General features: G+C 57.7%; 28 protein-coding genes, 1 tRNA gene and 1 riboswitch. Of the genes, 16 read left to right on the top strand and 13 right to left on the bottom strand.

What is annotated here, in order from left to right; translation table 11 throughout:
* Nucleotides 1-35 precede the first annotated feature (35 nt).
* Both trmFO and GOX63_RS02360 read right to left on the bottom strand, forming a co-directional pair.
* Nucleotides 36-1,376: a methylenetetrahydrofolate--tRNA-(uracil(54)-C(5))-methyltransferase (FADH(2)-oxidizing) TrmFO gene (trmFO, locus tag GOX63_RS02355; protein ID WP_170324875.1), complete on the bottom strand. Its 1,341-nt coding sequence runs from the start codon at nt 1,374-1,376 to the stop codon at nt 36-38.
* A 251-nt stretch (nt 1,377-1,627) separates the two neighbouring features.
* A complete protein-coding gene (locus tag GOX63_RS02360; RefSeq protein ID WP_170324876.1) occupies nt 1,628-2,413 on the bottom strand; it encodes an enoyl-CoA hydratase in 786 nt (261 codons plus the stop codon).
* A gap of 58 nt (nt 2,414-2,471) precedes the next feature.
* Here GOX63_RS02360 and GOX63_RS02365 point away from each other — a divergent pair, with 58 nt between their 5' ends.
* On the top strand, nt 2,472-2,915 hold the full coding sequence (locus tag GOX63_RS02365) for a PaaI family thioesterase (RefSeq protein ID WP_170324877.1): 444 nt from the start codon (nt 2,472-2,474) through the stop codon (nt 2,913-2,915).
* A 56-nt stretch (nt 2,916-2,971) separates the two neighbouring features.
* Here the strand turns inward: GOX63_RS02365 and GOX63_RS02370 are convergent, their stop codons facing one another.
* Complete coding sequence (locus tag GOX63_RS02370; protein ID WP_170324878.1) at nt 2,972-3,199, bottom strand: DUF1127 domain-containing protein; 228 nt, start codon at nt 3,197-3,199, stop codon at nt 2,972-2,974.
* Between the two features lie 99 nt (nt 3,200-3,298).
* Here GOX63_RS02370 and GOX63_RS02375 point away from each other — a divergent pair, with 99 nt between their 5' ends.
* The 3 genes from GOX63_RS02375 (at nt 3,299) to rpsI (ending at nt 5,816) form a co-directional block, all read left to right on the top strand.
* Nucleotides 3,299-4,702, top strand: coding sequence for a PLP-dependent aminotransferase family protein (locus tag GOX63_RS02375; protein WP_170324879.1), 1,404 nt, complete (start codon nt 3,299-3,301; stop codon nt 4,700-4,702).
* Between the two features lie 163 nt (nt 4,703-4,865).
* Nucleotides 4,866-5,324, top strand: coding sequence for a 50S ribosomal protein L13 (gene rplM, locus GOX63_RS02380; RefSeq protein ID WP_170324880.1), 459 nt, complete (start codon nt 4,866-4,868; stop codon nt 5,322-5,324).
* A 6-nt stretch (nt 5,325-5,330) separates the two neighbouring features.
* A complete protein-coding gene (gene rpsI, locus GOX63_RS02385; protein ID WP_039535473.1) occupies nt 5,331-5,816 on the top strand; it encodes a 30S ribosomal protein S9 in 486 nt (161 codons plus the stop codon).
* A 57-nt stretch (nt 5,817-5,873) separates the two neighbouring features.
* Here the strand turns inward: rpsI and GOX63_RS02390 are convergent, their stop codons facing one another.
* The 8 genes from GOX63_RS02390 to GOX63_RS02425 form a co-directional block, all read right to left on the bottom strand.
* Entirely contained in the window at nt 5,874-7,034 is a 1,161-nt protein-coding gene (locus GOX63_RS02390) for an ABC transporter substrate-binding protein (protein WP_170544679.1), read from the bottom strand.
* 26 nt (nt 7,035-7,060) lie between these two features.
* Nucleotides 7,061-8,947 (bottom strand): AMP-dependent synthetase/ligase, encoded by a 1,887-nt coding sequence (locus GOX63_RS02395; RefSeq protein WP_170544681.1) that lies wholly within the window; start codon nt 8,945-8,947, stop codon nt 7,061-7,063.
* Between the two features lie 4 nt (nt 8,948-8,951).
* Complete coding sequence (locus tag GOX63_RS02400) at nt 8,952-9,725, bottom strand: ABC transporter ATP-binding protein (RefSeq protein WP_170544684.1); 774 nt, start codon at nt 9,723-9,725, stop codon at nt 8,952-8,954.
* Nucleotides 9,722-10,486: an ABC transporter ATP-binding protein gene (locus GOX63_RS02405; protein ID WP_170544686.1), complete on the bottom strand. Its 765-nt coding sequence runs from the start codon at nt 10,484-10,486 to the stop codon at nt 9,722-9,724. Before GOX63_RS02405 ends, GOX63_RS02400 begins: the two co-directional genes overlap by 4 nt.
* Entirely contained in the window at nt 10,483-11,580 is a 1,098-nt protein-coding gene (locus tag GOX63_RS02410; RefSeq protein ID WP_170544689.1) for a branched-chain amino acid ABC transporter permease, read from the bottom strand. The genes GOX63_RS02405 and GOX63_RS02410 overlap by 4 nt, the downstream gene beginning before the upstream one ends.
* Nucleotides 11,581-11,584: 4 nt before the next feature.
* Complete coding sequence (locus tag GOX63_RS02415) at nt 11,585-12,460, bottom strand: branched-chain amino acid ABC transporter permease (RefSeq protein WP_170324886.1); 876 nt, start codon at nt 12,458-12,460, stop codon at nt 11,585-11,587.
* Between the two features lie 74 nt (nt 12,461-12,534).
* Complete coding sequence (locus GOX63_RS02420) at nt 12,535-13,563, bottom strand: alcohol dehydrogenase catalytic domain-containing protein (RefSeq protein ID WP_170324887.1); 1,029 nt, start codon at nt 13,561-13,563, stop codon at nt 12,535-12,537.
* A 221-nt stretch (nt 13,564-13,784) separates the two neighbouring features.
* Entirely contained in the window at nt 13,785-14,309 is a 525-nt protein-coding gene (locus GOX63_RS02425; RefSeq protein WP_170324888.1) for a hypothetical protein, read from the bottom strand.
* Between the two features lie 217 nt (nt 14,310-14,526).
* Here GOX63_RS02425 and GOX63_RS02430 point away from each other — a divergent pair, with 217 nt between their 5' ends.
* The 5 genes from GOX63_RS02430 to GOX63_RS02445 all read left to right on the top strand — a co-directional run bounded on the left by GOX63_RS02430 (nt 14,527) and on the right by GOX63_RS02445 (nt 18,425).
* Nucleotides 14,527-15,072: a hypothetical protein gene (locus GOX63_RS02430; RefSeq protein ID WP_170324889.1), complete on the top strand. Its 546-nt coding sequence runs from the start codon at nt 14,527-14,529 to the stop codon at nt 15,070-15,072.
* A gap of 261 nt (nt 15,073-15,333) precedes the next feature.
* A riboswitch (cobalamin riboswitch) is annotated at nt 15,334-15,541 on the top strand.
* 203 nt (nt 15,542-15,744) lie between these two features.
* The gene (locus GOX63_RS23940) at nt 15,745-15,879 is read left to right on the top strand and encodes a hypothetical protein (RefSeq protein ID WP_302477113.1); all 135 of its coding nucleotides are present in this window, start codon (nt 15,745-15,747) and stop codon (nt 15,877-15,879) included.
* Entirely contained in the window at nt 15,879-16,637 is a 759-nt protein-coding gene (locus GOX63_RS02435) for a metal ABC transporter ATP-binding protein (protein WP_170324890.1), read from the top strand. The genes GOX63_RS23940 and GOX63_RS02435 overlap by 1 nt, the downstream gene beginning before the upstream one ends.
* Nucleotides 16,630-17,532 (top strand): metal ABC transporter permease, encoded by a 903-nt coding sequence (locus GOX63_RS02440; protein ID WP_217356177.1) that lies wholly within the window; start codon nt 16,630-16,632, stop codon nt 17,530-17,532. Before GOX63_RS02435 ends, GOX63_RS02440 begins: the two co-directional genes overlap by 8 nt.
* The gene (locus tag GOX63_RS02445) at nt 17,529-18,425 is read left to right on the top strand and encodes a metal ABC transporter solute-binding protein, Zn/Mn family (protein WP_170324891.1); all 897 of its coding nucleotides are present in this window, start codon (nt 17,529-17,531) and stop codon (nt 18,423-18,425) included. Before GOX63_RS02440 ends, GOX63_RS02445 begins: the two co-directional genes overlap by 4 nt.
* 122 nt (nt 18,426-18,547) lie before the next feature.
* Here GOX63_RS02445 and GOX63_RS02450 read toward each other — a convergent pair whose 3' ends face one another.
* The gene (locus GOX63_RS02450; protein WP_367647191.1) at nt 18,548-19,630 is read right to left on the bottom strand and encodes a Hint domain-containing protein; all 1,083 of its coding nucleotides are present in this window, start codon (nt 19,628-19,630) and stop codon (nt 18,548-18,550) included.
* 442 nt (nt 19,631-20,072) lie between these two features.
* Nucleotides 20,073-20,162: transfer RNA gene (locus GOX63_RS02455), tRNA-Ser, on the bottom strand.
* A 123-nt stretch (nt 20,163-20,285) separates the two neighbouring features.
* Here GOX63_RS02455 and GOX63_RS02460 point away from each other — a divergent pair.
* From GOX63_RS02460 to proB, 7 genes are all read left to right on the top strand, one after another.
* Nucleotides 20,286-21,128 (top strand): DUF2059 domain-containing protein, encoded by an 843-nt coding sequence (locus tag GOX63_RS02460; protein WP_170324893.1) that lies wholly within the window; start codon nt 20,286-20,288, stop codon nt 21,126-21,128.
* Nucleotides 21,128-21,928 (top strand): DUF2059 domain-containing protein, encoded by an 801-nt coding sequence (locus tag GOX63_RS02465; RefSeq protein ID WP_170324894.1) that lies wholly within the window; start codon nt 21,128-21,130, stop codon nt 21,926-21,928. Before GOX63_RS02460 ends, GOX63_RS02465 begins: the two co-directional genes overlap by 1 nt.
* A gap of 208 nt (nt 21,929-22,136) precedes the next feature.
* Nucleotides 22,137-22,757 carry a 50S ribosomal protein L21 gene (locus GOX63_RS02470; RefSeq protein ID WP_170544696.1) on the top strand — a complete coding sequence of 207 codons (621 nt, stop codon included), beginning with the start codon at nt 22,137-22,139 and terminating at the stop codon, nt 22,755-22,757.
* An 11-nt stretch (nt 22,758-22,768) separates the two neighbouring features.
* Nucleotides 22,769-23,038, top strand: a complete 270-nt coding sequence (gene rpmA / locus GOX63_RS02475; RefSeq protein WP_010440093.1) for a 50S ribosomal protein L27 — start codon at nt 22,769-22,771, stop codon at nt 23,036-23,038.
* A 249-nt stretch (nt 23,039-23,287) separates the two neighbouring features.
* The gene (locus GOX63_RS02480; RefSeq protein ID WP_170398811.1) at nt 23,288-23,824 is read left to right on the top strand and encodes a GNAT family N-acetyltransferase; all 537 of its coding nucleotides are present in this window, start codon (nt 23,288-23,290) and stop codon (nt 23,822-23,824) included.
* A gap of 37 nt (nt 23,825-23,861) precedes the next feature.
* The gene (gene obgE, locus GOX63_RS02485; protein WP_170398814.1) at nt 23,862-24,896 is read left to right on the top strand and encodes a GTPase ObgE; all 1,035 of its coding nucleotides are present in this window, start codon (nt 23,862-23,864) and stop codon (nt 24,894-24,896) included.
* A complete protein-coding gene (proB, locus tag GOX63_RS02490; protein WP_170324898.1) occupies nt 24,884-25,990 on the top strand; it encodes a glutamate 5-kinase in 1,107 nt (368 codons plus the stop codon). The genes obgE and proB overlap by 13 nt, the downstream gene beginning before the upstream one ends.
* The last annotated feature ends 10 nt before the right edge of the window (nt 25,991-26,000 follow it).

Here is a 26,000-nt window from a genome sequence, read left to right on the forward strand (position 1 = left end):
CACTGATGTTAGGACGCAGGTCGGGGTGCGTCCAGTCAGCAATGCGCGAGCCAGTTTGACCATTCGGCTTTGGCGCGATCCGTATAGGCCTTGTAACGATCCTTGCGGCCTCGGCGCCCTCCCTTCAGCCCGTCTACGGGGCGGAACAGGCCGAAATTGACGTTCATTGGCTGAAAGGTCTTGGCCTCGGCCCCGCCGGTGATGTGGTGGATCAGGGCTCCCATGGCGCTGTCTTGCGGAACTTCGGGCAACACACGGCCCAGAATTTCAGCTGCGGCCAGACGACCGGCCAGAAGCCCCATCGCCGCGCTTTCGACATAGCCCTCAACGCCGGTAATCTGTCCGGCGAAACGGATGTTCGGTTTGGATTTCAGGCGCATCTGAGCATCCAGCAGCGTGGGTGAATTGATGAACGTGTTGCGGTGGATGCCGCCCAGACGTGCAAAACTGGCGTTCTCAAGGCCTGGGATCATCCGGAACACCTCGGTCTGCGCGCCGTATTTCATCTTGGTCTGAAAGCCCACGATGTTGAACAGCGTGCCCAAGGCATTGTCTCGGCGCAGCTGCACCACCGCATGAGGTTTCACATCCGGCTGATGCGGGTTGGTCAGACCAACCGGTTTCATCGGACCATGGCGCAAGGTTTCGCGTCCGCGTTCCGACATCACCTCGATCGGCAGGCATCCGTCGAAGTAACCAGCTGTCTCACCTTCATGGAACTCGGTCTTGTCGGCGGCCAGCAGGGCATCGATGAACGCCTCGTACTGATCGCGGTCCATGGGACAGTTCAGATAGGCGGTGCGTTCTTCTTCGGTCTCGCCCTTGTCATAGCGCGATTGCATCCATGCTTTGCTCATGTCGATGCTGTCGGCATAGACGATGGGGGCGATGGCGTCGAAAAACGCAAGGGACTCGGCACCCGTCTCGATCCGAATAGCCTCACCCAGTTTAGCCGAAGTCAGGGGGCCAGTGGCAAAGATCCAGTGGCCGTCATCGGGCAGCGAGGTCACCTCTTCGCCTGTGACTTCGACCCGGGGATGTGAGCGCAACTTTTCGGTGACCGCTTCGGCAAAGGGATCGCGATCCACGGCCAGCGCGCCACCAGCGGGTAGCCGGTGCACGTCCGCAGTTGTCATGATCAGGCCGTTTGCTTGGCGCATTTCCCAATGCAGCAGGCCCACCGCGTTCTGTTCGTCGTCGTCCGAGCGGAACGAGTTCGAACACACCATCTCGGCCAGGTTGCCAGTCTGGTGCGCGAATGTGCCCACTTTGGGCCGCATTTCGTGGATCACAACATCCACGCCCATTTCCGCCGCCTGCCACGCGGCCTCGGACCCGGCCATGCCGCCGCCCACGATATGCAATTTCTGTGTCATGCGCTGCCACATAGGGCACAGCACCGCTCAACGCAACACGAGGCGCATCGTTTGTGAATTAGGGGGATTTTGGGGTCGCCGCTGCGGGAATGTCGACGCCGGTGAGAGAAACCAGCTTGGAGGGACCTTCCGCCCACGGCGACCCAAAAGTGTCTCCAGAGCATATGCTCTGTCCCACCATTGCCACAGTGTCGCCTTTTTGAAAAGTGCAAAAATGAGGACAGTCTTTAAAAATGTTGGCAACAATCGCCCTATTGATGCCAATTTGGCGGTCTTTTTTCGATAAATGCGGATATCCCTTCTTCGGTATCCCGGTGCAGCATATTCTGTGCCATTACCTCTCCGGTATAGGCGTAGGCCTCTTCGATCGACATATCCAACTGCTTGTAGAACGCCTGTTTGCCGATCTTCACAGCGGATCCCAGCTTGTCCGCGAGCTGATCCGCAAGGGCCGCCGTTTCGTGTTCCAGCAACATTTCGGGCACGACGCGGTTAACCAAACCCAGCTCGACCGCTTTTTCGGCGGAGATGAAATCGCCGGTCGTCAGCATTTCGAACGCGCGTTTGCGCGGGATGTTCCGGCTGAGCGCAACCATCGGTGTCGAGCAGAACAGGCCGATATTAACACCATTGACACCAAACCGGGTTCCTTCAGCGGCGACGGCCAGATCGCAGGTGGCGACCAGTTGGCACCCCGCTGCCGTGGCAATTCCGTGAACCTGTGCGATGACCGGCTGGGGCAGGGCTTGGATCGACAGCATCATCTGCGCGCATCTGGCGAACAGGTCCTGGAAATAGGCCTTGCCACCATCTTCGGACTGACGCCCGGCGGTCATCTGCTTCAGGTCATGGCCAGCACAAAACGCCTTACCCTCGCCTGAAAGGATCACGGCGCGAATCGAGCTGTCCTCCCGAAGGGCATCAAACTCGGATTGCAGGGCGGCCAGCATCTCATCGCTCAGGGCATTCAGGCTCTTGGGCGCGTTCATTTTTAGGGATGCTATCGCGCCTGTGTCGTTACGTTCCAGAATTGCCATCTTGCCCTCCGATCTGATGTCGGGCCAACTCTAGGTCGGCAAATCGAGGAGGGGAAGTATGGCATTGGAAATGGGCCGAGAAGATCTGATGGAATACATGAAGCAGATCTTTCCGCAGGTGCACCGGGATTTCGTTGTTGAGGAGTTGACCGAGGACTCGATTGTCATGCGGCTGGTGGTCGAAGACAGGCACTTGCGTCCCGGCGGAACCGTGTCTGGGCCCTCTATGTTCGGCTTGGCGGATGTGTGCGTCTATGCATTGATTCTGGCCCGCAAGGGGCGTCAGTCATTGGCGGTGACCACCAACAGTTCGCTTGATTTTCTGCGCAAGCCCGAAGGCGGTAAGGACATGATCGCGCAGTGCCGACTGCTGAAACTGGGTCGCAATCTGGCGGTCGGCGATGTTTTGATGTTCTCGGAAGGGTCCGACAAGCCCGTCGCCCGGGCAACCATGACTTATTCACTTCCACCCGAGGGGTCCGCTGCCGCGGCATTCGGATAAAAAAGGCCGGGCAGAGCCCGGCCAGGAAGAGGTCCCGTCAAGGGACTGGGGAACTTTTAATCCTGCCAGAAGTAGCGGGTGTATTCATTGCGGGCCTGAAATCTGGTCAGGCCGACATCTTTCAGAAGCCTGTCGTCCAGATTGGACAAATTGACTCGGCTACGGCGTTGGCGTTCCCACTGTGTCACAGTCGCCGCAAACCGCACGGCCAGCGCGGCGATCAGCGGCAGCCGGGGACTGTCGTTCAGCAGCATGAGGGCGGGGTTGTGCATTGCGCGTGTCATAGTGGGTATCCTTTCAAATTGTATTGACACAAAGCATGAGTGTTCGGTATGAACGATTGATACATTCAGGATTGTGTCAAAATCAAAGGAAGAATTGTAATGGATACAATTTGGCCAGAGTCACTACCGAAATCCAAGGGACCGAAGTACACTCTGGTCGCAGAAACAATCCGAAAAGCTATTGATAACAAATTACTGGAGGTCGGAACCAAGCTGCCTCCGGTGCGAGAACTTGCGTATCGGTTACAAATCACTCCAGGAACTGTCGCGCGAGCTTATACGATTCTAACCGATGAGGGATTGTTACAAGCCGAGGTTGGGCGTGGTACATTTGTGGCGCCTCCGAAATCGCCCATTCTGGACGATGTTTGGGCTAGGCAACTGCATCTGAGAGATGACAAATACAACGCCAATGTCAGCCTGTTCAGCCCGCGATTGGCGGATATGGGGCAGGTGTCTCTGATCCGTGAATGTCTGCAGAAAGTTTCGCAAGCCGATCCGGGGCTGTTTTTGAACTATCCGACCCGAGACGCTTATCAACCCATGCGGCAGGCGGTGGTCGAGTGGCTGTCGGACCTGCCGCTGGGTGCGGTGACCCATGACGACATTGTACTGACACATGGGGGCCAGAATGGTTTGTGCCTGGTGTTTCAGACAATTCTGCGCGGACCCAAGCCTGTGGTTCTGGTTGAGGACCTGTCCTATGCCGGGTTCCGCCGTGCCGGAGAGCTGATGCGTGCCGATGTGGTCGGCGTGAAGATGGACAAATGGGGGGTCGATCCCACGGCCATGGAACATGTGCTGCGTCAAACTGCGGCCCAGGCTGTCTGCGTTTCGCCCGAAGTTCAGAACCCGACCGGCTCACACACGCCGCTTGAACGCCGAAAAGAGGTTGTTGAGGTCGCCCGGCGTTTTGATCTGCAGATCATCGAGGACGATTGCTATCGTATGGGCGACGCACGCGAACCCAGCTATCGGGCCTTGGCTCCCGAACGGGGGTGGCATGTGTCCTCGATCTCGAAAATCCTGACGCCATCGCTGCGAGTGGGGTTTGCTATTGCCCCCCGTGAAAGGAGCGTCGATCTGCGGCGGTCTGCGGAGTACGGGTATTTCGGTTTGGCCCAGCCTTTGGCAGAGCTGACCCGGCTGTTGCTGTCCGACCCCCGGACCCGTCAGATCGCCAAGGATGTGCGCGTTCGGATGGGCGACTATGTTCGTGTGGCAGTGAACGCGCTGGGTGGGTTTGACCTCAATTGGGCGCCGGATGTTCCCTTTGTCTGGCTCAACCTGCCGTCCGGCTGGCGTGCCGGCTCCTTCACGCGCGCGGCCGAGCGGGAAGGGATACAACTGCGGTCCGCCGATGAATTTGCCTTGCGCGACGGGCGAGCTCCAAATGCAGTGCGCATTGCGATGAATGGACATGTGTCGCTGGAGCGGTTTGAAGACGCGATGCAACGGTTACGCAGGCTGTTGGACAATCCACCCGAGCAAATCAGCGTCTAAATGTGGGGTAAAATAATACCTATTTTTTAACTTATTGAAATTACTCAATTTAAAAGAGTTTGCTGTTGTTGACCTGCGCAACACTCCCCTCTAAATACGCTCCATCGAATTCGGGCCGCTCTGTCTTGGGGCGGTCTTTCACATCAAACAGGACTATCCTGCCATGAAAACCTTTTCTGCAACACCTGCAGACATCGACAAGAAATGGATCCTGATCGACGCCGAGGGCGTTGTTCTGGGCCGTCTTGCCTCGATCGTCGCCATGCGCCTGCGTGGCAAGCACAAAGCGTCGTTCACCCCGAACATGGACATGGGCGACAACGTCATCGTGATCAACGCTGACAAAATCCAGATGACCGGCAAGAAGCGCGAAGAGAACTTCTACTGGCACACTGGCCACCCGGGCGGCATCAAGTCGCGTACCAAGCAGCAGATCCTCGAGGGTGCACACCCCGAGCGCGTCGTGACCCAAGCGGTCAAGCGTATGCTGCCGGGCAACCGTTTGTCGCGTCAGCAAATGACCAACCTGCGCGTTTACGCCGGTGCCGAGCACCCGCACGAAGCCCAGGCCCCCGAAGTTCTGGACGTTAAGTCCATGAACAAGAAAAACACCCGGAGCTAATGACCGATGGCTGATCAGATCAATACTCTCGAAGAGCTGAGCGCCGTCGCAGGCGTTGAAACCGTGGCCGAAGAAGTCATCGTGCGTGAACCCGTACGTGACGAGCTGGGCCGTTCCTACGCCACCGGCAAGCGTAAAGACGCTGTTGCACGCGTTTGGATCAAGCCGGGTTCCGGCAAGGTCACCGTGAACGGCAAAGACCAGGACAAGTACTTCGCGCGTCCCGTTCTGCAGCTGATCCTGCGCCAGCCGTTCCAGGTTGCCGGTGTCGAAGGTGAATTCGACGTTGTCGCAACCGTTAAAGGCGGTGGCCTGACCGGTCAGGCCGGTGCGGTCAAGCACGGCATCTCGAAAGCTCTGCAGCTGTACGATCCGTCGCTGCGTGGCGCGCTGAAAGCTGCAGGCTTCCTGACCCGCGACAGCCGCGTTGTGGAACGTAAGAAATACGGTAAGCGCAAAGCGCGTCGTTCGTTCCAGTTCTCCAAGCGTTAATCGCTGCGGAATACGACTTTCAAAGGGCTCGCTTGCGCGGGCCCTTTTTCTGTTTGGCTATTCTTCATAAACCAGTTTCCAGGTTCCGTTTTCCACCACGCTGACAAATACGGTGTCAGCCCCCTGATGATCGTCCGGTCCATAGGTCATGCGGTTTCCAACCAGATCGTCTTGATAGTCCAGACTTTCCATGGCCGCGATAAAGCTCTCATGGGTCAGATCGGGCCCAGCGGCCTCCAGCGCTTTGACCATCATTTCGGCGGCGGAATAACCCAGCATTGAAAACCCGACGGGGTCTTCACCGGTTGCGGCCTTGTATTCCTCGATAAAGGCAGCAGGCACGGGATCATCTGCGCGCGCCCACAGGTCCTGCCATGAGGCGGCGGCGTAGAACCCATCCGTCACTCCGCCCGGAACCTGAGCGACCACGGTCAGAAAACTTGCTGCGGTGCCCATGAATTTCATATCGGTCAGGCCCATCTTTTTGGCCGTGCCAACAACCGTGATGGCCTGACGCACACCCAGGGCAATTGTGACGATATCGCAGCCTTCTTCCTTGAGCTTGCTGAGTGAGCCAACAAAGTCGGTTTCATCCGGCTTGTGCGTCGTCTCGGCCACGAAGGCGATACCAGCCTCTTCAGCACCAGCCTTACTGCCTTCCAGAATCTCTTCGCCGAAGTCTGTGGGCAAATACATGGTGCAAACGTTCTGCGACCCGAATTGGTCTGCCAGATATTTCACGCCGATACGGCTTTGGTCAAAATAGGTAGAGAAGGAGGTGAACTTATTCTTAATCGGCTCCTGCAACATCTGGGTTGATGCCGTCAGCGGGGCAACGTTCGGAATGCCCTTGGGATCCAGCAGTTTGAACCCGGCCAAGTTCATAGGGGTGCCCAAGGATTGCAGCATGGCGAACACCTTGTCGCGGTTCAGCAGCTTGTTATAGCCCTGCATCGCGCGCGGCATCTGATAGCCGTTATCCTCGACCACATAGCGGATGGTGCGGCCATGCACACCTCCGGCTGCGTTGACCCGGTCGAACACCACGTTTGCGCCTTTGGTCGCCGGCACGCCGACGGCGGCGAAAATACCGCTCAGGTCGTTGACCGAGCCGATGACGATCTCGTCATCCGTAACGCCCTGAGTCTGCGCTGAAGCCAAGGTTGCGGACACCGTCAAAACGGCGGCTGTAGCCGGGCCTTTGATCCCTTTGGTCATTACTTCTCCTCCCTGTTCAAATTTCCTTATTTGTACATGTCTTCAATAAGATACGCGTGTTTCTGTTCCACAAAGCTGCGTTTCAGTTTCATCGTCGCGGTCAGCTCGTCGTCGTCGGCGGTCAGTAGTACATCGATCAGGCGGAAATCCTTGATCTGTTCTACGCGGGCGAATTCCTTGTTGACCGCAGCGACTTCGACCTCGATCTTATCCTTGACCTCGGGCGCTGCGCAGAGCGAGGCGAAACTCGAAAACGGAATTTTCTGATCCTGCGCGAATTTCTCGACGTTTTCCTGATCGATCATGATCAGGGCGGTCAGATATTTCCGCGCGTCCCCAATAATCACCGCGTCCGAGATGTAGGGGCTAAACTTCAACCGGCTTTCGATCTCGGCTGGGGTGATGTTCTTGCCACCTGCGGTGATGATGATGTCCTTCAGCCGTCCGGTGATGGTGACAAACCCCTCATCATCGATATGGCCCAGATCGCCAGTCCTCAGCCAGCCATCAGCGGTGAAGCTTTCGGCCGTTTTGGCATTGTTGCGCCAATAACCCTGAAAGATGTTCAGGCCTTTCAGTTGGATTTCACCTTCATCCGAAATACGGATGTCATTGCTGGCGATGGCCTGACCAACGGTGCCGATCTTGTTGGCCTCAACGCTGTTTAGGGTCGCCAACCCCGAGGTTTCGGTCATCCCGAACCCCTCGACCAGCGGCACACCAATGGCCCAATACCATCGCAACAATTCGGGCGAGATTGGCGCCGCCCCGCTGCCACCGCGGCGCAATTTGTCCATTCCCAACATCCGCCGCAGGTTGCGCAACACCAGACGATCCCACAGCCAGAACCGCGCTGAAACACTGGCCGGTACAGGCTGGCCTGCACATATATACTCGGCCCGAGCAATCCCGGCCTTCAGGGCCATCCGATACGCAGCGCGGCCCGTCGGGGTGGCGTCTTGCGTCATGATCTGGACATGAGAATAAATCTTCTCCCATACACGCGGCACGGCGACGAAAGTGGTGGGAGAGACCTCTTGCAGGTTAGCGAAAACCGTCTCGGGGCTTTCGGCGAAGTTCACCACGCATTTCGCTGCCAGAGGGAAATAGATCGAAACCGCGCGTTCGAGGATATGGCAGAGCGGCAGGAAACAGAGCTGTTCGTCGGTTTCAAAGGCGGGCAGGGCGCGGGCGCCGCTTTCTATGGCGGCCAGAATGTTCTCGTGGCTCAGCATGGCGCCCTTGGGCTTGCCAGTGGTGCCCGAGGTGTAGATCAGCAGCGCTGTGTCCTGAGGGGACGCCAGCGCCAGCTCGGCCTCGAACCGTGTCGGGTCTTCGGTCTCGGCCTGTTGTCCCAGCTTATACAGATCGTCAATCATCATGCAGCGGGGATGGGTCAGGTCGTGCAAGCCCTCATCTTCAAGAATGATGATTTTCAGCAGGCCCGGAACCTCGGTTTCGACCTCAAGGTATTTGTCCAGCTGTTCCTCGTTTTCGACGATCAGGAACCGGCTGTCGCTGTCATTGATCAGGTAGTTCAACTGATTGGCTGAATCCGTCGTGTACACGCCCGACACGATGCCGCCGACGGCCTGAATGCCCATGTCGAACCAGGCCCATTCCTTTCGGTCTTCGGACAGGATCGAAACGACTTCACCGCGTTTGAGGCCTAGCTTGCGCAAGGCCAGCCCGATCCATTTGGCGTGCTGCCAATAGTCGGTCCACGAATAGGATCTCCAGATCCCAAGATCCTTTTCACGATGCGCGGTCCGGTCCCCCAGCGCGGCACAGCGTTTCTGAAAAAGTTGGGTGACGGTGGTGCATTCGTCCACATGCACCGGGCGCTGACCGGCGGTGGCGTTGAACCAGACGCCGTTGATGTTGGTCTGAGGGGGCAGGGTGCTGATATTCAACCGCTCACCTCCACGTCTTTTTGCGTTTCCAACGGCGGGTTTCCCGCGCGCCGTCTTCCCGCACGCCCAGATAGAAGTTCTGGATGTCCTCGGACTGCATCAACACATCTGCCGCGCCGTCCATGACGATGCGGCCGACTTCCATCACATAGCCGTGTTGGGCCAGTTCCAGCGCCGCTTTGGCGTTTTGTTCGACAAGCATCATGGTCACGTTCTGTTCGTCGTTCAGGCGCTTGAGGATTCCAAAGATTTCCTGCACCAGCAGTGGGGACAGGCCTAGAGACGGCTCGTCCAGCAGCATGATCTTCGGGTTCGCCATCAGACCGCGGCCGATGGCCAGCATCTGTTGCTGGCCGCCCGACAGGGTTCCGGCCTCTTGGGTGCGCCGTTCCTTCAGGATGGGAAAGTAGGTAAACACCAGTTCCCGATTGTGGTCGATCCGGGATTTGTCGGCCAAGGTATAAGCACCGAGGTTGAGGTTTTCATCGACTGACATCAAGGGAAAGACCTCACGCCCTTCGGGGACGTGAACGATGCCCATCTCGACAACCTTATGCGGCTCGGACCCCTGTATTTCGGTGCCGTCAAAGGTAATCTTGCCTTTTTCCGGGTCCATCACGCCCGAGACGGTTTTCATCAGGGTCGTCTTTCCCGCACCATTCGCCCCCAAGATCGAGACGATCTGCCCGCGATGCACGTCCAGTGACACGCCGCGGATGGCCATGATCGGGCCATAGAAGCTTTCGACGTTGCGGATGGTCAGGACGGGATCGCTCATGAGGCTTTCCCCAGATAGGCCTCGACCACGGCGGGGTGGGATTGCACCTCTGCGGGCGTGCCAAGCGCCAGTTTTGCGCCGTCGGCCATGGCCAAAACCCTGTCGGACACGCCCGAGACCAGCCCCATGTCATGTTCGACCATCAACACGGTGATACCCATCTGCCGCCGAATATCGTCGATCCACCAGCGCATGTCCGTGGTCTCTTCAACCGACAGCCCCGAGGCCGGTTCATCCAGCAACAATAGCTTGGGATCGGTGGCCAGCGCGCGCGCAACCTCAACCACCTTGCGCACGCCATACGGCAGGCCCGAGATCATCTTGTCGCGGTAAGCCTGCAGATCGAGGAAATCAATGATCTCTTCGACCTCTTCGCGATTTTCGACTTCTTGCCGCCGGGCCGAGGGCAGGAACAATACCTCGGACAGCAGGTTGGTGCGGCGATGCCGATGCCGTCCGACCAGAAGGTTCTGCAGAACAGTTGCGTGCTCGAACAGCTCGATATTCTGGAACGTACGCGCCACGCCATAGGCCGCCACGCCCGAGGGTTTAACCTGCAGCAGATTGTGGCCGTCAAAGTGGATCGCCCCGGTGAAAGGGTCATAGAACCGCGATATCAGGTTGAAGACGGTGGACTTGCCCGCACCGTTCGGACCGACGATTGCAAAGACCTCACCTTGTTCGACCGAGAAGGACAGATCGTTGACCGCAACCAGGCCGCCGAATTTCAGGGTGACGTTTTCGAACTCCAACAGGCTCATCGCAGGCGTTCCGTCTTGAGGTAGGATTTCTGGCGCTTGAACATGTCCTTTCGATAAAAGGGGAACAGCTCGAACCAGGTTCGAATTTTCAGCCAGCGACCGTAAAGGCCCATCGGCTCGAACAGGATGAAGGCGATCAGGATCATTCCGAAGATCCCGAACTCCAACCCCGGAATGGCGACCGTGTTGCCACCGAACAGCGCACCCACGTATTCCTTTGAGATCGACAGGAATTGCGGCAGAAACCCGATCACGATGGCGCCAAGGAATGCGCCGTGGATCGAGCCCAGTCCACCGATCACGATCATCATCAGCAACTGGATTGAGATCAGAACGCTAAACGTCTCGTTGTTGAACGCACCTGCGTACATGCCCATCAGTGCGCCGGCCCAGCCGGTGATGGCACAGGACAGGGCGAACGAAGTCATCTTAGTGCGGGCAATATCGATCCCCATCGCCTGCGCCGAAATCTCGGAATCGCGCACCGCGATGAAAGAGCGTCCCAAGGGCGCGCGCAGCAGGTTGATATAGCCGAGGGTGACCAGAACAGCGACACCCAGAACCAGCCAGAAGAATTGATCAGGGGTGGCCCAGCGGTCGACCAGATGGCCAAATATCTCGACACCGCCCAGATATTTGCCCGCCACGCCGCCCGTCAGCGGCTCGGCCAGAACGATCACGTCATCCATCAGGATCGACAGCGCCATGGTAAAGATCGCCAGATAGATACCGTGCAGTCGCAGGGCTGGGATGGCGACCGTCACTCCGGCAATCCCCGTCAAGATCCCGGCCAGAGGGAAGGCGACCAGAAACGGCACGCCCGCCTCAATCAGGATGACGTTGGCGTAACACCCAAAGGCCAAAAAGGCGGCATGACCCAGACTGACCTGCCCGGTATGGCCGGTCAGTACCATCAGGCCGAGCCCGGCGATGGCCCAGATCAGGACGTTTGTCAGTTCCCCTAGATAGAAATCGTCCAGCCACCACGGTGCAGCGGCGACAATTGCCAGAAGGATCATGTAGAGGCTGAGCTGATAGCGATCCTTCCAGGGGCGGATATCCTGCAGATAGTCGGTTTTGAACACGATCCGCATGGTGCTAGACCTTCTTGACCCGAACCTGACTGAACAGGCCGTTGGGGCGGAAGATCAGCACCGCCAGCAACAGCGCGTAAGGCGCGATTTGACTGTAACCCGCAGCGATGTAACGGCTGGCAAAGGGTTCGATGACGCCGACGATCAACCCTCCGGCCAGTGCGCCCGGTAAGCTGCCAAGCCCGCCGATCACTGCAGCAGCGAAGGCTTTGATCCCCAAAAGGCCGGTTGTCGGATCAACAGCGCCTTTGGCGGCGAACAACACGCCCGCAATACCGGCGACCACACCGGCCATGGCCCAGATAAATCCCTGAACACGTTTGACCGGAATGCCCATGTAATAGGCCGCCAACTGGTTCTGCGAAGCACCCTGCATCGCCAACCCAAGTTTTGTCCTGTTGAAGAACACATACATCCCCCACGTCAGCAAAACGGTGACGACGATGACGGCTACATCCTCCATTCCCAGGACAATGCCCCCAAACCGGAATTCCTTTCCGGCCAGAGGGTTCTGCAGAGTTTGCGGCTCATGCCCCCATATCAGCCCGGCTACAAAGCGGATCACAAAGCCCAAAGCGATGGTCAGGATCACCACCGCGGTCTGGCTTTCTCCGAACAGGCGACGGATGATCAGCCGGTCCAGCAGAAACCCAAGCGCGCCCATGATCCCCAGCGAGATCGGAAGCGCCAGCCAGAAGGGCAAACCCATATATTCAGTGTTAGTAAGCCCGATGGTGACAAAAGCGCCCAGCATCATGAAATCGCCCTGCGCGAAATTCACCGCCTCGGTCGCTTTGTAGATCAACACAAAACCAAGCGCGATCAGGCCATAGACACAGCCATTTGCCAGCCCGCTGATCAGCAGCTGCGCGTTGTCCAATTTCACCCTCCCAGCCGGTAGGCCCGGCGTTTTGAACGCCCCGGAGGTCCTCCGTCACCCGGGGCTTTGATCTACTATGGCGTGATAATCACCTTTCCGTCACTCTTTTTCAGGGCTTCTGCCAGATTTGGCACCAAATCCCTCAGCGCAAGCCGTTCGGAAACATCGGTTTTCCAGCGGCCATCGGCAAAGCGGGCCTGAACCTCAGCCACGATACGGGCCTGATCCTGCGGCGGGGTAGAGGTGACCCAATTGGTCAGCCAGAACCCTTCGATCTGCTTGCCCATAAAGATCAACTGGCCCATTTGCGTCAGTTTCGGCAGTTCGGCGCTCAGTTTGCCATAACAGATCCAGCGCGCCTGATTGGGCATGGCGCAGAACACCTGCTCGGACAGTTGGTCGGCCACTGCATCAAGGAACACGCGGGGTTTCAGTGACTGGCTGACTTCGGCAAAATTCTGAGCGACATCCGGATCGGTGGTCACCAGTACCTCTGCCGCGCCGTGATCTTTCAACATGCCGACAGTTTCGCCGCGCCGGACCAAGGCGATGGGTTTGAGACCAAGATCGCGCCCCAGTCCGCACATCAGCTTGCCCAACTGGCTGGTTGCCGCCGAGACGACAAACGCATCCCCAGCGCCCTTAGCGATATCAACCATCGCCATGGCGGTCAGAGGATTCACGATCTGCGCCGCGCCGTCTTCGTCGGAAATCTCGGGACGCAGGGGGATGCACATCATTGCCGGGGCCAGAACGTATTCGGCCCAAGCGCCGGAACCGGCGGTGATGAAGGCGACGCGCTGACCCATCAGCCCCTCGGCACACTGACCGGTTGCAACGACATCGCCACAGCCCTCAAACCCAGCGGGGGCTCCTTTGACACGGGCCTGTCCGTATTCTCCCTTGATGAAATGGATATCGGATGGGTTCACCGAGGCGGAGCGCAGCTTGACCAGAACCTGTCCAGGGCCGGGTTCGGGAACCGTCAACTCGGCTTCGGCCAGCCAATCCCCGGCATTCTCAATATTTGGCCCGGTGGCTTCGCCGGAATAGCCGTCGTGCGACAGGATGGTTGCGAACATGGTTTGGGGCAGGGCGGTCATGGTCGTTCCTTGTTTTATGAACTGATCGTATCGTTGACGAAACCCTGTCGCTGGCGGAAACTCTGGGCCGCCCTGTGCAACGCATGAATTTGGGTTTGTTTACAACTCGGTGACAGCCAAACAAATGAACCAAGGCGCGTCAATCGACCGACGCCCTGACGTGGATGGAACCTGCGCCGCATCCGAAAGGTGGGCCGCCCGAACCGGGCGACCCGTTCGCTTCACTGTCCCGACAGCAGGTCGCGGAGTTCCTGAATCTTCACCGCGATCGTTTCTGGTGACGCCTTGATGTCGTCCAAAATCTGGATGGCCTGCGTTTTCATGTCCTGCGCCAGTTGGCTTTCCTGAATTGAGGCAACCATCGCGTCATAGTCGAAATTCTCAAGGGTCAGCGCGCCGTTCTCGACCCACGAGTTCAGCAAATCCTGGCCCTGGTTCGCCAAAGCGGCAACTTCTTCACCGGCTTGATTGGCCAGGTCCGTGGCGGTTTGCCCGGCCTGTTCGGCCGCATCGTTTGCTTGTTCCGCGATGGACGAGGCCCCTTCGGTCGCCTGATCCGCGACCGAGCTTGCAGCCTCGCTGACCGCCTCGGTTGCGTTCTGCGCTGCCTCGCTGACCGCGTCGCCGGCATCTTGCGCCGCCGATTGCAATTGTTCGGCGGGCGTGGGTTCGGGTTGGGTAAGGTAATAATATGCGCCAGCGCCAATCGCAGCGATGGCTACAGCCAATAGAATAGTGCGCGACATGTGTCTCTCCTTTGGAAAATGTGTCGCCGAGATGGGTTAAATCTAACCGGATGCAAAGGGGAAATCCCGGAAATTCTTTTCATATCCGGGGATTGAGCCATGCTATGCCTATCCGCTGAAACGCAATGGCAATAACATGCCACTAGACTATCAAGGTAACAATCGGTGCAGGACACCCACCCGCCAAGCCTTTCGCAAAAAGACTGGATAGCCCGTTTTGACCGAACGAACGCAGAACCTCGTACAGACTCAGCCAGCATATTTCCTCGACTTCGAAGCCAGTTCCCTAACTGCGAACAGTTGGCCGATCGAGATCGGAATTGCTCGCGTTGCTCAAGGCAAGGTTGTCACCGGATCGCGTCTTATCAAACCCCATCCTGACTGGGACGCGGCGGGCTGGTCGGATGTCAGCGCCGAAATTCACGGGTTAAGCCGCACCTATCTGGAAGCGGAAGGCGATGAGCCCCGAGCGGTCGCGCAGTGGTTCAAGACAGAAAACACCGGAATTGCTGTGACGGACAATCCGGAGTTTGAACGGCGGTGGCTCATACGGTTGCTGGAAACGGACATGCCCTTTCCTAAAGTTCAGCTTTTGGACTTTGACAGCTATGTCCGGATGACCTTGGTCGAGGACATTGCGATTTCGCGCGTCTACCACACGTTGGAGAGTGCAGGACCGCCACCGCACCGGGCAGGGCAGGATGCAGCGCGTTTGGCCGAAGCCTGGTTGAGCGGTTATGAGTACCTGCAGAACTTCGCCTAGCGCACGGCGAACGCTGTCAACATACGCGTTAAGCAGCATATTTCGCCGGCTCATCTGCTTGCTCAAGCCAGAGCACCAGCGGGTTTCCTCTTGGTTTTCAGATGGGTATGAAAAGAACTGAAACAACATCATGTTGGGTTCGATATTGAAACGCCGTCAACATATCGAGTTATGGCAGCGTCCAGTGCTTTCATACGCCCTCTGAACCACAAGCGCCAACTCCATCAGTTAGTGCGCTCTATTGTCGAATCAATTCGATTTGTGTTTTGTGGCCGGGATGGTTCCCGACCGCGTTCTGCGGACCGGGATAAAAGGGAATACGGTGCGGCCCTAAAAAGCCAATTCCGTGACTGCCCCCGCAACTGTAGGCGGTGAGCGACCCGAGATCGGCCACTGGGCAAACGCCTGGGAAGGATCGGGATAGCTTCGACCCGCAAGTCAGGAGACCTGCCATCCGAATATTTACTAACCTGGGCGGGGTGTCCCAGAGGGAGATGACAATGTTTCACACGGCCTTTGCCGTTCAGAACCTTGCACTCGCTTTGCCCTCGTCCAAGCTGAGGAGGCGAAGCTATTGTCGTTGCGGAATTCTGAATCCCGACCCTGCAAAACGCGTGGGGTGAATGTCACCTCGGCCCTGTCTGGCATTTCTGTTTCTTGCGGGGCGGCCCGATGACGCGGCGGTCCACAGACTATGACGTGGCGCAACGCAGCCGCTGCCTGACTGAATACAGCGTTCCAGTGCTGGTTGCAGGCGCGCTGGCGCTGTCGGCGCTTCTGTGGCTTGCGATTTACGCGGTGATCTGATGTCGGCTGTTCTGCAAATCCGCGATCTGACGCTTGGCTACCGCGACCTGACCTTGTTTCGTCGCTTGTCCATGGATATCGAAACCGGCTCGACTTTGGCTGTTCTGGGGGCCAACGGATCGGGTAAGAGCACATTCGTGAAGGTGCTTCTTGGTTTGATCGACCCTCTTTCCGGCAGTCTTAACTGGCCGCAAGGCCGCCCCAGTGAAATCGGTTATCTAGCGCAGATGACCGAGTTTGACCGGCGCTTCCCCATCCGTGTGCGGGATCTGGCCGCAATGGGAGCGTGGCGCGGGTTCGGATACCGTACGGGGCTGGACAGTGCAGCGCGCGACCGGATGACAGCCGCACTGGACGAGGCGGGAGTTCTGGATATCGCCGATCGGCCCCTGCACATGCTGTCCGGCGGCCAATTGCAGCGCGCCTTGTTTGCCCGTGTGATCATGCAGGACGCTCCGCTTGTTCTGTTGGATGAACCCTTTGCCGCCGTCGATCAAAACACCGAGGCACATCTGCTGTCGATCATCGAACGGTGGCGTGATGAAGGTCGCGCCGTTGTTCTGGTGGTGCACGATCTGTCATCAGTTCTGGACCATTGCAGCCACGTCCTGCTTTTGGGCGGGCAAGAGGCGACCTATGGCAAGGTCAGCGATGTGCTGACCCCCGACCGGCTGGTGGCCCAAGGGTATCTTTCGGAAAGCCAGGCCTCCTGGATGTTCCGGGACAACCGTTCAACATCGGAGCACGCTCATGTTTGACCTCCTCAGCGAAATGTGGAGCTTTGCCTTCATGCGGCGTGCCTTTGTGGCGACAACGGTCCTGTCGGCCTCGGTGGCGCCCGTAGGGGCGTTTTTGGTCTTGCGTCGCTTGTCACTGGCAGGCGAGGCCATGGCCCACGCGATCACGCCCGGTATCGTAATCGGCTTTGTCACCACCGGCCTGTCGGTCATGTCGCTGCTGGCCGGTGGGCTAATTGCGGGCTTGGGCGTTGCTCTTCTGACGGCCTTTCTGGCGCGCCGGACGATCTTGCGCAGCGATGCCAGCCTTGCCTCGCTATATTTGATCGCGCTTGCTGTTGGTATCTTCATTCTGTCGGCCGCTGGGTCTGCAGTTCCGTTGAAGAGCTTTCTGTTCGGGTCGATCCTCGGCATAGACGACGCCTCGATGCTGCTTGTGGGCGGGGTCGCAACCGTCACGCTGGTTGCATTCGCCTTTTTGCTGCGGCCCCTGATCGTCAGCACCTGCGATCCGGTGTTTTTCGAAACTCAGACGCGCCGTCCGTGGCTGGTCGATCAGGGCTTTATGCTGCTGCTGGTGCTGAACCTGCTGGCGGCCTTCAAGACACTGGGCACGCTGATGGCGGTTGGCCTGATGATCCTGCCCGCAACGGCTGCTCGTTACTGGGCCAGCACAATCACGGCTCAGCTGGTTCTGGGGTTTCTCTTTGCCCTGTCCAGTTGCTGGATCGGCCTGACCCTGTCGTACCTGTTCCCGGACACGCCGTCCGGACCGGCAATTGTGCTGGTTGCAGGTGTTTTCTTCTTCTTTTCGGCCATTTTTGGTCCGTTAGGCTTTGGCAGACGGCTGCGCAAACCGTCTGTGTCAAAAGACCTCCCCGTTGCGCAAATTCAACAAGAAGAGAGAGCCAAATGACTCTTGTGAAATCCCTGTATGCCGGCATTGCCACGGCATCCTTTGCCCTGGCCGCACTGCCAGTTGCTGCTGAAGACGACGTCAAGATCGTCGCCAGCTTCTCGATCCTGGGTGACATGGTCGAAGAGGTGGTGGGCGATCTGGCCACCGTCACGACCATTGTGGGCCCTGATGCGGATGCGCATGTCTATCAGCCGTCGGTTGCTGACGCGCGCGCCGTAGCCCAGGCGGACATCATTTTTGTAAACGGTCTGGGCTTCGAGACATGGTCAGACACACTGATCTCAGAATCCGGAACCGAAGCCACCGTCCATGTTGCCACCAACGGCATCACTCCGGTCAAGGTTGACGGTAAAACAGACCCGCACGCGTGGAACTCTCTGTCGAACGGCGTGATCTACGTAACCAACGTGGCCGCCGCGATGAAAGAGGCCATGCCCGAGCACGCGGACGAGATCACCGCCAACGCCGACGCTTATATTGCCGAGCTGGAGGCGCTGGATGCCGTAACCAAAGCAAAGCTGGCTGACCTGCCTGCAAACCGTCGCACCGTTGTGACCGCGCATGACGCGTTCGGCTATCTGGCGGACGCATATGGCCTGACCTTTCTTGCTCCGGTCGGCATCGACACCGAGGCCGAGCCTTCGGCTAAGGATCTCGCTGTCCTGATCGACCAGTTGAAGGCAGAAGGCGCGGCGGCCCTGTTTGTCGAAAACATCACCAGCCCGGCCTTGGTACAGCAAATCTCGGATGAGACCGGAATTGCGATCGGCGGTCGTCTGTTCTCGGATGCCCTGTCCGAGCGCGGTGGCCCAGCGACCAGCTATCTGGCGATGTTCCAGCACAACCTCGGCACGCTGCTGGACGCGCTGGCGCACCAGACTGCCAGCTAAACATGGGATTCTGCGCGAGGCGGCGATTGATTTGCCGCCTCAAGCGTCAAATGGGCAGTTAAAGTCGATGTGACTTTCTCGGAAGCATATCGCGCGCATCGGGGCTCAATCAGCTCTGATGATTAAGCTGAAAACGTCTCGAGAACCAATTTCCTGTTCTTTACATGGCGCTCTACAAGTTTTTTCTGAAGCCGACCGGCGGGAATAGGGCAGGCCGCTGCAAACTCAAAACTCAAATCAGCCACTTCCGGCAAAATTGTAAGGATCTCTTCCCGCGCTTCGTCGGAAACTGCCTTAAGTGCCTCAGGGCCTGTGTACAGGCTTTCAGAGGGGGCACCTTCTGCGAAAACAAGTTCATGTTGATCGAACATGAGGTGAAAATACTCAACCTGATCAACATCCATGTCGACGTAGATTCCGGGAAGTTCGGTCAGTTTGGCTGCGGCGACCAGAACCTCGGAGCAACCGAACATACGTTCGGATATTTTCGACGAAACCAGCATTCTGTGCTGGCGAGAGACCAACAGGTCCCGTGTAGGCAAACCATGTCCGAGCGCACCAGCGGATATGTGGATCGGACGTAACTTTGCTGCTGCGCCGCCACAGGACGTCAGGTCGATCGTCCTTGACCCAATCCAGCGTACAACTTTGGGGCCATTGTTTTTGGTCAGTACAAGATCACCAATGGACAAATCTTCGATCTTTGTGGGCCCATTCACCGTGCTTATCACAGTCCCGCGGCCGAAGCAGACAACCTGAGCGCCCAAACTGGCGTGGGGAACGGAAGGCCCGTTTTCAATGATGTTCCCAACTGTAAAATCGGTATCTGCAGGTGGAATCCCGTCGGGAAAGACCAGAAAAAACCCATCCTCGCCGGGATCGGCAGAGTTGTTGTTAACACCGACGTCGTCGTCATTGTTCAGGTCGACGTCAATGACTGCGACACGATAGACCGTTCCATCCGAAGCAACTATTTCAAAAGTATAATCCCAGATAGCCTGACGATCTGTCCCGTCGATTTCAATCGTCTGCTGCCACTGGCCCCCGATTTGCTCTTGTGCGGCAATTTCTTCATTGGACAGGCCGTTACCGGGGCCGTCACCATTGAAGTTGACGGCGCCATCATTTTCCTTAACGGCAAAATTGGTGCTTGTGCCTGACCAGCTCCAGGTTGATCCGACTGAAGGGCCGACACCGTAGTCCACGGACCCTCCGTTGACAGTCGATTGCGTGCCCAAAATCGCGTTCTGGTAACCGTAATAAACAACCATTTAATACACCAAACTCCTGTCTTGCCCGGGATAGGCAAATATTTCGGGGAACGTAACTGACAACCTTTAGGCACCTATTATTGTTCGTATTTTTTGTCAATCTGCATCAATTTCCCCCTTGATGAATAGCAGGCCCGACGCTGGCAGATCCCGCTTCTTGAGCAAAATGCCGATGCGTTTTCTCGACCGCTGATCGGCAATAGACAATTGAACGCCCCATTTGCCGCAAATTGCGCAGCGAAGAGCGGAAATTGTTAGCTTAATAGGTGCAAAAATGTGGACATGGCATGTCACACTCTGAGCATATCAATCTCATCGAGCGCACCTTGCCTAGGGCGATCGCAACGAAAGGTTCCACAGCTTTACTGAGGGATAGTGGCGGAGAGACAGGGATTCGAACCCTGGGTGGGCTTGCACCCACAACGGTTTTCGAGACCGCCCCGTTCGACCACTCCGGCACCTCTCCGCGGGGGTCTGTGAGGGGGGGATTTAGTGAGGAACGCGCGGGGGTGCAAGCAGAAAATTCTCGAAATACACCAAGACCGGATTTTCCATTGCCAGAAGGCACAAAACACCTAGGCTTCTGGGTATGACTTATCACCTACGCCGCCTCGCTTTGCCCTGTGTCCTGTTGCTTATGACAGTTGTCATGTTGCCCGCGCCAACATTTGCGGCCGGGCGTGACCGGATCGAGGCGTTTCTGACCACCACCGGTTTTGACGTCGCGCTGGAAAGCATCGCGTTTGCGTCGGCCTCGGCCCCGCAGATGCTGGGAATCGATCCCGAAGGATTCGGGTCGGACTGGACGCGCCTGACAGAAGAGGTGTTCAACACCGAAGACATGCACGAAACCGCCGTTGCGATTCTGGAACAGACGCTGAGTGATGAGGCGCTGAACCATGCCGTCGAGTTCTATGCCTCTGATTTGGGACAAAGGCTGGTCGAGGCGGAAAATGCGTCTCATATGATTGAAGACGACGAGGCCACACAGAAAGAGGGTCAAGAAATTGTGGCCGGTCTAATCAAGAACGGGTCAAAGCGGGTCGAAAGCCTCAAGCGCATGAACGCCGCCATTGATTCTAGCGGAACGGCGCTGAGGGCACTGCAGGAGGTTCAGCTGCGCTTTTTGCTGGCCGCCAGTGCATCCGGAGTGATTGATTTGCAGCTGAGCGCTGATGAGCTGCGGCAGATGATGAAGCAAAACGAAACCAGCATGAGGCAGGCGCTGCAATTGTCCGCGCTTGCCGGGGCTGCCTATACCTATCAGGATTTCTCGGACGCGGATGTCATCGCTTATGCCGAGGCGCTGGAGCAGCCGCTGATGCAGGAGGTTTACGAGCTTCTTAATGCGGTTCAATATGAAATCATGGCAATGAAGTTCGAGGTACTGGCCTCTCGGATGGCTGAACTGCATCCGGCGCAGGACATCTGATGCGACTGTTTTTAGCGTCAGCCGCACTTTTTCTGTGGACCTTGCCGTTGCAGGCCGAAGAAAAGGTCGAACGCCTACTGCAAGCCCTGCAAATGGATGAGGTCATCGAAATTCTGCGGGATGAAGGTGGCGAAATGGGGCAAGTCCTGCAGGAAACCTTTCTGGACAACAATGGCGGGCAGGTTTTTCAGAAACAGGTCGATCAGATTTACGACGCCGACAGAATGCGCAGCCAGGTTGTGGCGGTCTTCGATCAGTCCCTTACCGATAGGGAGCTGGATCGCGCCATCCTGTTTTACGAAAGCGATCTGGGTCAGGCCATCGTTTCGCTTGAGATTACCGCCCGCATCGCGCTTGCCGATGAGGCCATCGAACAAATGGCGCAGGACGCTTATAAGAACAGTGATAAGGACACCGAACTTTACCGGCTGGTTGATGAGTTCATTCAGATCAACAACCTGATCGAAGAAAACGTCCAGAACTCTATCAGCGCAGACTACAACTTTTTCCGCGGAATGGATTTCGGAGGTGTTTTGGATGATGCCGAACTTTTGGCACAGCTACTGGCGCAAAAGGACAGCATGACCGAAGAGACGCAAACGTGGCTGTACTCTTTCTTTTTGCTGGCCTATCAACCGCTGAACGACGCCCAGATACGCGAGAATATCGCGTTTTCACGAACCGAGACGGGTAGGGCGGTCAACGCAGCCCTGTTCGAGAGCTTTGACCAGGTGTTCGACACGATCTATTTCGAACTGGGTCAGGCGGTCGGGCAGGTCCTGCGAGGGTCCGACCTATAAGCCTGTATTTGATGTTGACTTTCCCCTGTAATCTATGGATAAGCGCGCATCCCGGCCGGATTTCCGCGCCGGGTCTCGTTATTATTGACCCATGGGGCCTACTCCTAGGGTCGTCACACAGCCCGAAAAGGGCGCGCTGTTCGAGGTGGCCGAGGCCAGAAACTCCCAAATGGGGACCACAGAACGCGGATTAGAAAAGGAAATACGCATGTTTGCGGTCCTCAAGACTGGCGGCAAGCAGTACAAGGTTCAGGCGGGCGACGTGCTCCGCGTTGAAAAACTGGCTGCCGACGCAGGTGAAAAAGTTCAATTCAACGATGTTCTGATGCTGGGCGGCGACGCTCCGGTTGTTGGTGCACCTTTCGTTGAAGGCGCAGGCGTACAGGCCGAAGTGATCGAACAGGTCAAAGGTGACAAGGTCATCAAGTTCGTCAAGCGCCGTCGTAAGCACAGCTCGAAGCGTACCGTTGGCCACCGTCAGAAACTGACCCTGGTCAAAATCACCGACATCCTGTCGTCGGGCGCTGACAAGTCGGGCATCAAAGCTGCAACCGGTTCGGCACCGGCTGGCGAAGCGGCACCTGCTGCAAAGCCTGCCAAGAAAGCTGAAGCCAAAGCAGAGGCACCCGCCGCTGCTGCCGCTGCTGCCGCCGACGATCTGACCAAGCTGAACGGTGTCGGCCCCGCCGCTGCCAAAAAGCTGGCAGAAGCCGGTATCGAAAGCTTTGCCGCTCTGGCCGCCTTGTCGGACGAGCAGATTACTGCTATCGACACCATCAAAGTGAAGCCCGAATGGGTTGAGCAAGCCAAAGAGCTGGCTCAAGGCTAAGGAGAGAGAGAATGGCACATAAAAAAGCTGGCGGTTCCTCCCGTAACGGTCGCGACTCAGCTGGTCGCCGCCTTGGCGTGAAACTGTATGGTGGCCAAGCAGCCATCGCAGGCAACATCATCGTGCGTCAGCGCGGCACCAAGTTCTGGCCGGGCGAAGGCGTAGGCATGGGCAAAGATCACACCATCTTTGCAACTGTTGATGGCGCCGTGAAGTTCCATAAGGGACTCAAAAACCGCACCTTTATTTCGGTCCTGCCAGTGGCGGAGGCCGCAGAGTAAGCCGAAACCCATAAGGTTTGAAAAATTCCTGGGGGACCGGCAGAAAATGCCGGTCCCCTTTCTCGTTTTAACGCAGTTTTGATCAATGGCCCCGATGACACACGCAGCAAGCATAATCCCGTCCCTGATTCAGGGCCGGATCGCCCCTGCGGTTGAAGATCGGATGGGGCGGAAATATCTGATGGGGACGTTAATTGGTTTCACCGTTGCGTCCGCGATTTACGTGTTGTTCGGAGGAGGAACGAACTCATGAAACTTGAGACGATAATAAACCAGCCGGTCATAGAAACCGAGCGGTTCGACCTGCGCCCGCTGCGTCGGTCGGATATGGGTCTCATTGAACATTACGCAGGCGATGAGCGCGTGGCGCGCATGACAACCAGTATTGCGCATCCGTTGCCGCCCGGCTCGACCGAGGCTTTCGTGACCCGGTCCATGGCCGAGGAACGCGATGAGGACGTCTGGGTCATGGACGCCACCAAGGACGGTGGCCCGGAACTGATCGGTTTGATCACGCTGACACGGCTGGACCGCAACCAGTCCGAGGTCGGCTATTGGGTCGCGCCGGTGTATTGGAACACGGGCATAGCGTCGATGGCCGTCGAGGCGCTGGTCAAGGCCAACCCACTGGAGAACGCGACCATGTTCGCCAGCGTGTTTCAGGACAATCCGGCCTCGGCCCGGGTTCTGACCCATTGCGGGTTCCAGTACCTTGGTGATGCGGAAAACTATTCGGTGGCGCGTGATGCAAACGTGCCCACCTGGACATACAGTAAAAAACTCTGACTTGTGGCCGATGGGGCCTTTGCAGTAGGGGACAGCCATGAAATTTCTCGATCTTGCAAAGGTCTACATCCGGTCCGGGGCCGGAGGTGGCGGCTGCGTCAGCTTCCGACGCGAAAAGTACATCGAATACGGCGGTCCCGATGGCGGGGACGGTGGTAAAGGCGGGTCCGTCTGGGCCGAGGTTGTTGATGGGCTGAACACCCTGATCGACTTCCGCTATCAGCAGCATTTCTTTGCCAAGAACGGCCAACCCGGGCGCGGGCAGCAGCGTACCGGCAAGGACGGCGACGACATCATTCTGCGCGTGCCCGTCGGCACCGAGATTCTGGACGAAGACGAAGAGACCGTCATTTGTGACCTGACCGAGGTCGGCCAGCGCGTCTTGCTGGCAAAAGGCGGCAATGGTGGCTTTGGCAACCTGCATTTCAAATCGGCCACCAACCAGGCGCCGCGCCGGGCCAATCCGGGGCAGGCGGGGATCGACCGCACCATCTGGCTGCGGCTGAAACTGATCGCTGATGTGGGCCTGTTGGGGATGCCCAACGCGGGCAAGTCGACCTTTTTGGCCGCAACCTCCAACGCGCGTCCGAAGATTGCGGATTACCCGTTTACCACGCTGCACCCCAATCTGGGCGTTGTCGGCGTCGATAACGTCGAATTTGTTGTAGCCGACATCCCCGGCCTAATCGAAGGCGCGCATGAAGGGCGCGGTATCGGTGACCGGTTTCTGGGTCACGTAGAACGCTGTGCGGTGTTACTGCATCTGGTCGATGGCACATCTGAGACTGTTGCAGACGATTACCGCACGATCATCCACGAACTTGAGGCCTATGGTGGTGAACTGGCTGAAAAGCCCCGCATCACGGTGCTGAACAAGGTCGATGCACTGGACGATGAAGAACGCGATTTGGCCAAGGCTGAGTTGGAAGAAGCCGTCGGCGGCCCCGTCATGACCATGTCTGGCGTGGCGCATTTGGGTGTAACCGAAGTTCTGCGGGCGCTGCGTGCTCAGATCGACGAAAACCGCCTGCGGCAGAAGCCCGCGGAGGAGGCGAAGTCGTGGCAACCCTGACCTCGGCCAAACGTCTGGTGGTCAAGATCGGGTCCGCCTTACTGGTGGATCGGAATACGGGGTTGTTGCGGTCGGACTGGCTGCATTCACTGGCGCAGGACGTGGCATGGCTCAAGGGGCAGGGGACGGATGTCATTCTGGTCTCCTCCGGGTCGATTGCGTTGGGTCGCGGGGTGCTGAACCTGCCGATAGAGGCCTTGCCGCTTGAACAGTCTCAGGCCGCCGCGGCCGTGGGTCAAATCCGTCTGGCCCGCGCTTACGAAGAAGCGTTGACCCCGCACAATATCACCACCGCGCAGGTGCTCGTGACTTTGGAAGACAGCGCCGACCGCCGCCGTTACCTGAACTCACGTGCAACGCTCGAAACGTTATTGAGCCTCGGCGTGGTTCCGATTGTCAATGAAAACGACACAGTTGCGACGGATGAGATCCGTTATGGCGACAATGACCGTCTGGCCGCCCAGATCGCGGTCACCGTTGGTGCGGATCAGTTGATCCTACTGTCGGACGTCGATGGCTTCTATACCGGTAACCCGAACGAAGACGCCTCGGCCACCCGCTATGACGTGATCGACGACATCACGCCTGAGATCGAAGAAATGGCAGGCGATGCCGGGTCGGGTCTTTCCAAGGGCGGCATGAAAACCAAGCTGCTGGCCGCCAAGATGGCCACGGCGGCGGGTTGTGACATGGCGATCACCGAAGGATCGCCCTTGAACCCGTTGAAAACCCTTGAGAACGGCGCGAACTGCACGTGGTTTACCGCCACGTTGGACCCGCATGCAGCACGCAAGCGCTGGATTTCAGCTATGAAACCGCGGGGCGAGATCGTGGTGGATGCTGGCGCGGCACGGGCGCTCGGTAATGGCAAAAGCCTGCTACCCGCGGGCATCGTCGAAGTAACCGGAGATTTCGGCCGAGGTGATCCTGTGGCGATCCTTGACCCGACCTCGCGCCGACTGGCGCAAGGCCTCAGCCGCTATACCGCGCAAGAAGCGGATGCGATCAAGGGGCGCAAGTCCTCGGAAATCGAGGCGACTTTGGGCTATCCGGGCCGGGCCGTTTTGATTCACCGGGACGATTTGGCGCTGTAGACGCGCGATG

The sequence above is a fragment of the Ruegeria arenilitoris genome, assembly GCF_013031355.1.
Classification (GTDB): domain Bacteria; phylum Pseudomonadota; class Alphaproteobacteria; order Rhodobacterales; family Rhodobacteraceae; genus Ruegeria; species Ruegeria arenilitoris_C.

What these genes read in the sequence shown, in the direction of transcription:
- GOX63_RS02375 (WP_170324879.1), top strand. Translation starts at nt 3,299, where the DNA reads ATGGATACAATTTGGCCAGAGTCACTACCGAAATCCAAGGGACCGAAG.
- GOX63_RS02465 (WP_170324894.1), top strand. Translation starts at nt 21,128, where the DNA reads ATGCGACTGTTTTTAGCGTCAGCCGCACTTTTTCTGTGGACCTTGCCG.
- GOX63_RS02360 (WP_170324876.1), bottom strand. Translation starts at nt 2,413, where the DNA reads ATGGCAATTCTGGAACGTAACGACACAGGCGCGATAGCATCCCTAAAA.
- GOX63_RS02370 (WP_170324878.1), bottom strand. Translation starts at nt 3,199, where the DNA reads ATGACACGCGCAATGCACAACCCCGCCCTCATGCTGCTGAACGACAGT.
- GOX63_RS02470 (WP_170544696.1), top strand. Translation starts at nt 22,137, where the DNA reads ATGTTTGCGGTCCTCAAGACTGGCGGCAAGCAGTACAAGGTTCAGGCG.
- GOX63_RS02445 (WP_170324891.1), top strand. Translation starts at nt 17,529, where the DNA reads ATGACTCTTGTGAAATCCCTGTATGCCGGCATTGCCACGGCATCCTTT.
- rpmA (WP_010440093.1), top strand. Translation starts at nt 22,769, where the DNA reads ATGGCACATAAAAAAGCTGGCGGTTCCTCCCGTAACGGTCGCGACTCA.
- GOX63_RS02425 (WP_170324888.1), bottom strand. Translation starts at nt 14,309, where the DNA reads ATGTCGCGCACTATTCTATTGGCTGTAGCCATCGCTGCGATTGGCGCT.
- GOX63_RS02365 (WP_170324877.1), top strand. Translation starts at nt 2,472, where the DNA reads ATGGCATTGGAAATGGGCCGAGAAGATCTGATGGAATACATGAAGCAG.
- GOX63_RS02410 (WP_170544689.1), bottom strand. Translation starts at nt 11,580, where the DNA reads ATGCGGATCGTGTTCAAAACCGACTATCTGCAGGATATCCGCCCCTGG.
- GOX63_RS02480 (WP_170398811.1), top strand. Translation starts at nt 23,288, where the DNA reads ATGAAACTTGAGACGATAATAAACCAGCCGGTCATAGAAACCGAGCGG.
- GOX63_RS02405 (WP_170544686.1), bottom strand. Translation starts at nt 10,486, where the DNA reads ATGAGCCTGTTGGAGTTCGAAAACGTCACCCTGAAATTCGGCGGCCTG.
- rplM (WP_170324880.1), top strand. Translation starts at nt 4,866, where the DNA reads ATGAAAACCTTTTCTGCAACACCTGCAGACATCGACAAGAAATGGATC.
- GOX63_RS02460 (WP_170324893.1), top strand. Translation starts at nt 20,286, where the DNA reads ATGACTTATCACCTACGCCGCCTCGCTTTGCCCTGTGTCCTGTTGCTT.
- GOX63_RS02440 (WP_217356177.1), top strand. Translation starts at nt 16,630, where the DNA reads ATGTTTGACCTCCTCAGCGAAATGTGGAGCTTTGCCTTCATGCGGCGT.
- trmFO (WP_170324875.1), bottom strand. Translation starts at nt 1,376, where the DNA reads ATGACACAGAAATTGCATATCGTGGGCGGCGGCATGGCCGGGTCCGAG.
- rpsI (WP_039535473.1), top strand. Translation starts at nt 5,331, where the DNA reads ATGGCTGATCAGATCAATACTCTCGAAGAGCTGAGCGCCGTCGCAGGC.
- GOX63_RS23940 (WP_302477113.1), top strand. Translation starts at nt 15,745, where the DNA reads ATGACGCGGCGGTCCACAGACTATGACGTGGCGCAACGCAGCCGCTGC.
- GOX63_RS02400 (WP_170544684.1), bottom strand. Translation starts at nt 9,725, where the DNA reads ATGAGCGATCCCGTCCTGACCATCCGCAACGTCGAAAGCTTCTATGGC.
- GOX63_RS02435 (WP_170324890.1), top strand. Translation starts at nt 15,879, where the DNA reads ATGTCGGCTGTTCTGCAAATCCGCGATCTGACGCTTGGCTACCGCGAC.
- obgE (WP_170398814.1), top strand. Translation starts at nt 23,862, where the DNA reads ATGAAATTTCTCGATCTTGCAAAGGTCTACATCCGGTCCGGGGCCGGA.
- GOX63_RS02420 (WP_170324887.1), bottom strand. Translation starts at nt 13,563, where the DNA reads ATGACCGCCCTGCCCCAAACCATGTTCGCAACCATCCTGTCGCACGAC.
- GOX63_RS02390 (WP_170544679.1), bottom strand. Translation starts at nt 7,034, where the DNA reads ATGACCAAAGGGATCAAAGGCCCGGCTACAGCCGCCGTTTTGACGGTG.